This is a genomic window from Streptomyces sp. OfavH-34-F (assembly GCF_022347745.1).
GTDB lineage: Bacteria > Actinomycetota > Actinomycetes > Streptomycetales > Streptomycetaceae > Streptomyces.
In genome coordinates this window covers 1-8,046 of record NZ_JAKRGC010000295.1, presented here as the reverse complement: position 1 = coordinate 8,046, position 8,046 = coordinate 1, and the positions used below count along the sequence as shown (strand labels likewise).

7 protein-coding genes are annotated in these 8,046 nt (G+C 73.7%); all 7 read right to left on the bottom strand.

Going from position 1 to position 8,046, the window contains the following annotated elements:
- Positions 1-395, bottom strand: a 395-nt coding sequence (locus MHW47_RS28725; RefSeq protein WP_374230165.1) for a DUF6597 domain-containing transcriptional factor, incomplete at its 3' end; no start/stop codon positions are given.
- A gap of 11 nt (positions 396-406) precedes the next feature.
- Complete coding sequence (locus MHW47_RS28720; RefSeq protein WP_239226676.1) at positions 407-688, bottom strand: hypothetical protein; 282 nt, start codon at positions 686-688, stop codon at positions 407-409.
- Positions 689-830: 142 nt separating this feature from the next.
- Entirely contained in the window at positions 831-1,526 is a 696-nt protein-coding gene (locus MHW47_RS28715; RefSeq protein WP_239226675.1) for a formyltransferase family protein, read from the bottom strand.
- Between the two features lie 55 nt (positions 1,527-1,581).
- On the bottom strand, positions 1,582-2,823 hold the full coding sequence (locus MHW47_RS28710) for a cytochrome P450 (protein ID WP_239226674.1): 1,242 nt from the start codon (positions 2,821-2,823) through the stop codon (positions 1,582-1,584).
- On the bottom strand, positions 2,820-4,604 hold the full coding sequence (locus tag MHW47_RS28705) for a type I polyketide synthase (protein ID WP_239226673.1): 1,785 nt from the start codon (positions 4,602-4,604) through the stop codon (positions 2,820-2,822). The genes MHW47_RS28710 and MHW47_RS28705 overlap by 4 nt, the downstream gene beginning before the upstream one ends.
- 36 nt (positions 4,605-4,640) lie before the next feature.
- Entirely contained in the window at positions 4,641-6,491 is a 1,851-nt protein-coding gene (locus MHW47_RS28700; protein ID WP_239226672.1) for a non-ribosomal peptide synthetase, read from the bottom strand.
- Positions 6,488-8,046 (bottom strand): condensation domain-containing protein (locus MHW47_RS28695; protein ID WP_239226671.1); only part of this gene is annotated, 1,559 nt, incomplete at its 5' end. The genes MHW47_RS28700 and MHW47_RS28695, both read right to left, overlap by 4 nt.

The following is an 8,046-nucleotide window of genomic DNA, read 5'->3' as shown; positions in this document are numbered from 1 at the left end:
CCGGCCGCCGCGAGCCGCCGGCCCGTCCACCGCGACACGGGCGCGCCGGGCGCGAACGGCCGGAAGCCGCCCGGCCGGAACTGCACCCCGCAGACCCGGCCGCGCCCCGCCAGGCTCTGCGTGAACAGCTCCAGGCCGATGCCCGCCACCTCCGCGTACCCCGCCGCCTCGTCGGCGCAGCCCGGATGGCGCTGGAAGACCAGGTTCACGCTCGGGTGCGGGACGAGCCGGGAGGCGTACGGCCGGTCGAGGTCCCAGTCGATGAGCCAGTAGTGCTCCAGGAACGGCCGCAGTTCGGGCGCGGGCGCGCGGCGCCGGAACCGTACGCGTGCGAACAGCCCGGGCGCGTCCACGATGCCCCGGGTGTCGCGCCGGGGCCCCCGATGACCGGCCATGACGGCCGATCCTAGGCCGACACCTCCTGGGGCGCGGCGCCCGCGTGGTGTGCGGGGGAGGGGCGGGCCGGGGCGGGGCGGCCGTCGTAGAGGGCGCCGAGCGTTCCGTACGCCTCGGCCACGATCCGCTCGGCGTCCGCCAGCGCCGCCCCCTCGGCCAGGAGCGCGGCCCGGCGCGTGTACGGGGACGGCGGGGCCGGGTGCCGGCGCCGCCACCACGCGGCGCCGGCCGCGTACAGACCGCTGGCGCAGACCAGCGCGGGGATGGACAGGGCCCACAGCACGTCGCCCATGGCAGGCCTCCTTCAGGCTCGTTGCCTCCAGCATCGGCAGGTCGGCCCGCTCCCCTGAAGACCAGTCCCCGGCCAATGAATGGCCGGATATGGCCGAACTTGTCGTGCCGGTCCGCCGTCGCCGGCGGCCGGCACCGTGCCCTCACGGCGCGTGGATGGCCCACTTGCCGCCCTCCACGGGCGTCGTCCCGGGCAGCGCGATCAGCTCCGGCTTGAACAGCGGCGGCGCGCCCATCGCCGGCTCCCAGGTCGCCAGCCGCTCGTCCTGCGGGACCTCGACGTGCCGGCCGCTGGCGAGATCCGCGACCACCCGCAGCAGCAACCGCACCCCGAGCGGCGCCAGATGCTCGCGCCACAGGCTCTGCGCGGTCGAGCCCGGCGGCACGAGCAGGTGCTCCTGGGCGGCGAGCGGGCCGCCGTCCGTGCGCTCGGTGAGGTGGTACACGCTGCCGCCCGTCACCTTGTCGCCGTCCCGGATCGTCCAGCGGATCGCGTCCCGGCCGCGGTGCAGCGGCAGCAGGCTCGGGTGGTAGCCGATCGTGGCGACGCCCGCCCTGGCCCGCGTCCGGCGGCCGAGGAAGGCGTGCGAGTGCGCGGCGATGATCACGTCCACGCCGTCCGGAATGTGCATCGCGCGCAGCTCGGCCGCGTCCGTCCACGCGATGCTCCGGGGGAACGCCCAGGCGCGCAGGCGGTCCCAGGCCGCCGCGTTCTCCTCGTCCGAGTGCCCCTTGCGCAGCCGGGGCGAGGCGACCCCGGCGATCTTGTGCCCCTCGTCCAGCAGGGCTTCCGCCACCTGCACCGCGAAGGCTCCCCGTCCTGAGATGTAGATGTTCACGCGCGCATCACCGGCCGGGCGCCGTCGCCGTCGCCGCCGTCGAAGGGATTGCCGTTCATCGGTCGACCTCTTTCAGTCCGGAGTGGTCGGGATGGAACCGCACGGGCAGCGTGGCGAACCCGGTCAGGAAGTTGGACCGAATGCGCCGCGCCGGTTCGGTCTGCTCGAAACCGGTGGTGAAGTCCCGCAGGGCCATGAGCAGTTCGGCGATCTCCACCTTGGCCAGGTACGAGCCGACGCAGAAGTGCGGGCCGTAGCCGAAGGCCATGTGCTTGTTGGGGGTGCGGCCGAGGTCGAACTCCCCCGGCCGGTCGAAGACCCGCTCGTCCCGGTTGCCCGAGGCGTGCCAGAGCGTGACGATCTCGCCGGGCATCAGCCGTACGCCGTGCAGCTCGACCGGGCGGACGACGCTGCGGCCGAAGTGCATCGTGGGCGACGCCCAGCGCAGCACCTCGTCCACCGCCGTATCGACCGCGACCTCGCCCCGCTTGAGCCGCTGCCACTGGCCGGGGCGGGCGGCGAGCGTGCGGACGCAGTCGATCATCGTGAGCCGGCTGGTCTCGTCGCCGCCGATGATCAGGCTGTAGCAGTTGAGGACGACGTCCTCGTCGGACAGCGGAACGCCGTCGATCGCACTGCCGATCAGCATGCTGATCACGTCGTCGCCGGGCGCCTCACGCCGCTCCTCCACGAGGTCCATGAAGTACATGAGGATCTCGTTGCGGGCCATCTCCGAGTCCACCTCGTCGACGTCCTCGTCGTCCGTGGACAGCGCGGTCTTCGTCAGGCTGAGCAGGTAGTCCCGGTCCTCCCCGGGCACCCCGAGGAGGTTCGAGATCGTGGTCATCGGGATGCGGCCGGCGATCTCCCCGGCGAAGTCGCAGCCGCCGGCCGCCGCCGCCTCCCGGACCAGCTCCCGGGTGTTGGCCCGCACGGACCGCGCGACCTCCGCCAGCACCCGGGGCGACAGCACCCGCTGGAGGATCTTGCGCAGCTCGTGGTGGCGGTGGCCGTCCGTCACGGCCAGCATCCTGCCCGCCCCCGCGTCGCCGCCGCCCAGCAGCGTCACCAGGACGTTGCCGCGCTCGGACGTGAAGTGCACGTCGTCCCGGTAGGTCGCCAGGATGTCCTCGTGGCGGGAGAGCACCCAGAACCCGCCGCGCCCGCCGGCCGGAGGGTTCCAGTACACCGGAGCGGTGTCCCGCAGGGTGCGCCAGAACGCGTCCAGGCCGTGGTCCGCGAAGGTGTCCGGGTCGCCCAGGTCCACGGTGCCGAGAGCCGGAGTGCTCATGGTCACCAGTCCGTGCGCCAGAAGCGGCGCGGCCGGAACGGATAGGTCGGCAGCGGCACGCGGTGGCCGGCCTCCCCGGAGTGCAGCGCGGCGAAGTCCACCCGCCGGCCGCTCACCCAGGCCGCGGCGAGAGCGGGAAGCGCCGACAGGTCCCCGTCCGGAAGCGTGATCCCGCCGTCCGTGTGGTGGAAGGACTCCCCCTCCACCCGGGGCGCGTCCGCAGTGCTGACGGCCCGGCCCTGCGCGCCGCCGCCGGCGAGGGCGTCGATCAGCTCCTCCCGGCTGCGGACCACCGCCGCCCACCGGCGGTCCATCACCCGGCGGCCCATCGCGAGGCTGAACACCACGTCGTCCAGGCGCAGTCCGGGGTCCGCCAGCAGCCGCTCCCGCAGCCGCGACCGCTGCTCGGCCAGCGCCTCGTCGTCCATCGCGGACAGGACGGCCAGCCGGGGCCGCCCCACCGCCTCCGGCTCCCGGTCGGCGGGGGCCGGAGGCTCCTCCAGGACCAGGTGCGCGTTGTAGCCGCCGCCGCCGATCGAGGTGATGCCCGCCCGGCGGACGCCGGACTCCGGCCGCCAGTCCGCCGTTTCGAGCTGGGGCAGGAACGGGGTGCTCGGGAAGTCGAGGTCCGGGTTGACGTCCGTCAGGTTGATCGTCCGGGCCAGCTTGCGGTGGTAGAGCGACATGACGGCCTTCATCGTGCCGAAGCCGCCCGACACCACACCGCCGTGTCCGACGTTGCCCTTCACCCCGCCGATGGAGCTGATGCCGGTCTGCTTGCCGAACGCCATGGTCGCCGCGTGCACCTCCAGCTCGTCGGTGATCGGCAGCCCGAGCCCGTTCGCCTCGTACATGGACACCGTGTCGGGCGTGACGCCGCCGACCTCCATGGCACTGGCGATGCAGGCGCTCAGCCGCTCCGGCTGCGCCAGCCCGTACGCCATCGCGCTGACCCCGTTGTTGTTGACGGCCGAGCCCTTGACCACGGCGTAGATGTGGTCGCGGTCGGCGACCGCCTGCGCCGCCGGCTTGAGCAGCAGCGTCACGACGCCGCTGGACAGCGCCGTACCGGTGCCGTTGGCGTCGAACGGGCGGCAGTGGCCGTCCTTGGACAGGACGCGGTTCTCCTCCCACAGGTGCCCGCGCGGATGCGGCAGCCGGACCATGGCGCCGCCCGCGATCGCCAGGTCGGTCTGGCCCAGCAGCAGCGACTGGCAGGCCATGTGCACCGCGTAGTGGAAGCCCGCGCAGACCGCGGCGAGCGTGACGGCCTCACCCGTCAGCCCCATGTAGTACAGGGCGTTGGACGTCATCGTGTCCGGCGACCAGGCCAGGCTCGCCTCGATCGCCTCCGGGCCGACCGACACCCGGTCCGGCGGCGAGCTGTAGAGCGCCGCGGTCTGCGGGTTGTTGGCGCCGTAGACGCCGACCTCGGCCTCGACCCGGTCCGGGTCGTAGCCGCCGTCCTCCAGCGCCTCCCAGGCGCTCTCCAGGAACAGCCGGTTCTCCGGCGTCATCGCGTGCGCCATCCGGTCGCTGATGCCGAACACCGTGGGGTCGAACCGGTCGTAGCCGTCGAGCACCCCGCACGCCCGCACGTAGTACGGGCTGTGGATCAGCGTCTCGTCGACCATGATCTCGTCCTTGGACAGGAACGACACGGTCTCCCTGCCGTGCACCAGGTTGTCCCAGAACTGCTCCTTGGTGGCCGCGCCGGGTGCCCGGCACGACATGCCTATGACGGCCACATCGCCCGGCTCGTACTCCTGCTCGGGGCTCTCGGTCATGGAAAGGCTCCTCTTCGGGTCGTGAGTCGGGGTGTCTCAGCTGCCGGTGGAGTTGCCGCGCCCGCGCAGGGCGGCGCGCCGGGTGCCGGCGCGGCGGCGCGCGGAGGCGACCACCTCGGGGGTGGCGCCGCTCTCGTCGTCGAGCCAGCGGGCGAGGGAGGAGATGTCGCGGAAACTGAACAGGTCGGGCACCCGCACGCGGCGGCCGAACCGCCGGGTCGTCAGCCGGGCCAGCCGGATGAGCAGCAGCGAGTCGCCGCCCAGGTCGTAGAAGGCGGACCGGACGTCGATGGACGCCGGTTCGAGGTCGAGGAGCTGCCCCCAGATCTCGGACAGCGCCACCTCGGTCGGCGTGGTGGCGGCCAGCAGCGGACGGCCGGATTCGGCGGTGGCGGCGGGCGGTTCAGGCAGTGCGGCCCGGTCGAGCTTCCCGCCCGGCGTCAGCGGCAGCGCGTCCAGGCAGACGATCGTCGCGGGCACCATGTAGTCGGGCAGCTCGGCGGCCAGCCGCGCGGTGACGGCGGACTGGAGGGCGGCGTCGAGGCGGACACCGTCCGGTGTGCCTTCCGGTGCGCCTTCCGGTGTGCCTTCCGCGGGGACGACGTAGCCGACGAGCCTGCGGCCCGTCACGGCCGCGGCGGCCTCCCGGACGCCGGGGCAGCCGGTCAGCCGGGCCTCGACCTCCTCCAGCTCGATGCGGTAGCCGCGCAGTTTGACCTGGTGGTCGGCGCGGCCGGCGAAGCGCAGCTCCCCGTCCTCGGTGAACGACACGATGTCCCCGGTGCGGTACATGCGCTCGCCGGGCAGGAACGGGTCCGGCACGAACCGGTCGGCCGTGGTCTCGGGCCGGTTGACGTAGCCGTGGGCGAGGCCGACCCCGCCGATGCAGAGTTCGCCGGGCTCCCCGGGCGCCACCCGGCGCTGGTGCTCGTCGAGCACGTAGGCGCGGACCCCCGGCGAGGGCGTGCCGATGGTGGGCTCCTCCGTCCCGTCGCGCGGCACCAGCTTGAACGAGCAGAACACGGTCCCCTCGGTCGGCCCGTACGCGTTGAAGACCCGCTCGGCGCCCGTCTCGGCGTAGGCCCGGTCCACCAGCTTGCGCCGCAGCGGCTCGCCGCCGAACACGACGGTCCGTACGTTCGGCGGCAGGCAGGAGGCGTCCAGCAGCCCGTTCATCACCGACGGAACGACGTTGAGGTGGGTGATCCGGTCGGCGTACGGGCTCTCCGGCAGATGGACGGCGCTCTCCACCAGGATCACCGCGCCGCCCCGGCACAGGGCGCCGAAGATCTCCATCACCGACATGTCGAAGCAGATCGAGCTGGCCGCCGACACGCCGCTGAGGTCGCAGCCGGCGAAGAGCCGGTCCAGCTCGGCCAGCATGGCGACGCAGCCGGGGTGGTGGATGGCCACGCCCTTGGGCCGGCCGGTGGAGCCCGAGGTGTAGATGATGTACGCGGTGTCGTCCGGCACGACCGGCACCGGCCGCTCACCGGCCTCGGTCGTCACCGCCCCGTCCAGCAGGACCACGGTCGGCCCGGCCGGGCAGTTGGCCCGCGAGGCGGGGGTGGTCAGCAGCAGCCGGGTGCCGCTGTCGCGGACCATGAAGTCCAGCCGCTCGGCCGGGTACGCCGGGTCCAGCGGCAGGTAGCAGGAACCGGCGCGCAGGACGGCCAGCACGGCGACGAGCAGATCGGGCGTCCGCTCGACGCAGATGCCCACCGGGACGCCGGGCCCGGCGCCGTCCGCGACGAGCCGCTCGGCCAGCGCGCGGGAGCGGGTGTCCAGTTCGCCGTAGCTCAGGACGCCGGCCTCGGAGTAGACGGCGGGCGCCAGCGGGTCCTTGGCGGCCTGCTCGATGAATGCGGAGTGCAGCGTGTCGGTCACTTGTCTGTCCCCTCGGGGCGGCTGCCGGGCGCGATGTCCCGCAGCGCAAGGTCCGGTCGGGCGATCGAGTCGAAGAGCACGGTGCGGTAGAGCGCGAGCAGGTCCGTCACGGTCCCGCGCTCCAGGTAGTCGGGCTTGTACTGGACGTGGCCCGCGACCTCGCCGTCGATGTCGGCCATCGAGATCTCCAGGTCGAACTTGGCGAGGTGCCTGCGTACCTGTACGGGTTCCAGCGGCAGGGGGCCGTCCGGGTCCACGGTCGAGCCGACGCCGTGGAAGAGCTTCACGGAGCGCGGGAAGGCGTCCGAGGACAGCCAGTTCACCACCACGTCGAACCACGGCGACCGGCCCTCGGCCCGGACCGGCTTCAGCTCGGAGGCCAGCAGGTCGAGCGGGTAGTTCATGTGCTCCAGGAGCCCGAGCGAGAAGGCGTGGACCTCGCCCAGCAGCTCGCGGAAGCTGCGTGCGCCGGACGGCCGGGCGCGGACCAGGACGGTGTTCAGGTAGTAGCCGATGGCCGACTCCCAGCCGGGCTCGCCGCGCTGGGCGATGGCGGTGGCCAGGACGGCGTCCTCGACCTCCGCGGCCCGGTTGAGCGTGGCGAAGAAGCCGGCCAGGACGACGGTGCTGACCGACACCCCCTCGCGCACCGCGAACTCCCGCAGCAGCCGGGACTCCTCGGCGCTCCAGCGGAAGGCCAGGTCGCGGCCCTCGTAGGTGACGCCGGGCGGGCGCTGTGCGGGGGACAGGTCCAGGTGCGCGGGCGGATCGGCCAGCTGCCGGGACCACCAGTCCAGCGCGGCCCCGGCCGCCGGTCCGTCCAGCCACTCCCGTTCCGCCGCCACGAACGCGGTGTACGGGGCCACGGGGCCGTTCCGGGCCGGGTCGGCGCCGCCGTAGCACTCCTGGAGCTCCCGGATCATGACGTCGGCCGACGCGGCGTCCGACGCGATGTGGTGCACCAGGACCAGCAGATGGTGGTCGGCCGGGCCGCGCCGCAGCAGCACCACCCGCACCAGCGGTCCGTCGTCCAGGTCGAGCGGCCGGTGCCCGTGCGCGGCCAGCTCCTCGCGGGCCTGCTCGTCGTCCAGGTCCGGGCCGTCCACGACGGTGAACTCGTAGACCGGCTCGTCCAGGATGAGCTGGACCGGGGCGCCGCCGGCTTCGACGAACAGGGTGCGCAGGGCGGGATGGCGGGCGACCACGGCCCGGACCGCGTCCTCCAGTGCCTCCTCGTCCACGGCGGCCCGGATGCGGGCGGTCACCATGAAGTTGTAGGGGACGGCGTCCGGGTCGACCTGCTGCATGAACCAGAGGGACGCCTGCCCGTGCGACGCGGGTGCCAGCTCGAAACCGAGCCCCTCGGCGCGGAGCTGCTCGGCGGCCGGGGCGTCGGTGGGCTCCAGGAACCCGCGCGCGGCCAGCTCCTCCACCAGCTCCTCGGCGTCCAGCTCGGACAGGGTGTCCAGGAAGGCGCGCGCGGTCCGGCCGGGCGGCTGCGGGGCCGGGTCCGGGTCCGGCGGCTCCGGTACGGCGGCCGGGGCGGCGGCAGTCG

Coding starts and splice junctions, on each gene's coding strand:
- MHW47_RS28705 (WP_239226673.1), bottom strand. CDS start 4,604: ATGACCGAGAGCCCCGAGCAGGAGTACGAGCCGGGCGATGTGGCCGTC.
- MHW47_RS28720 (WP_239226676.1), bottom strand. CDS start 688: ATGGGCGACGTGCTGTGGGCCCTGTCCATCCCCGCGCTGGTCTGCGCC.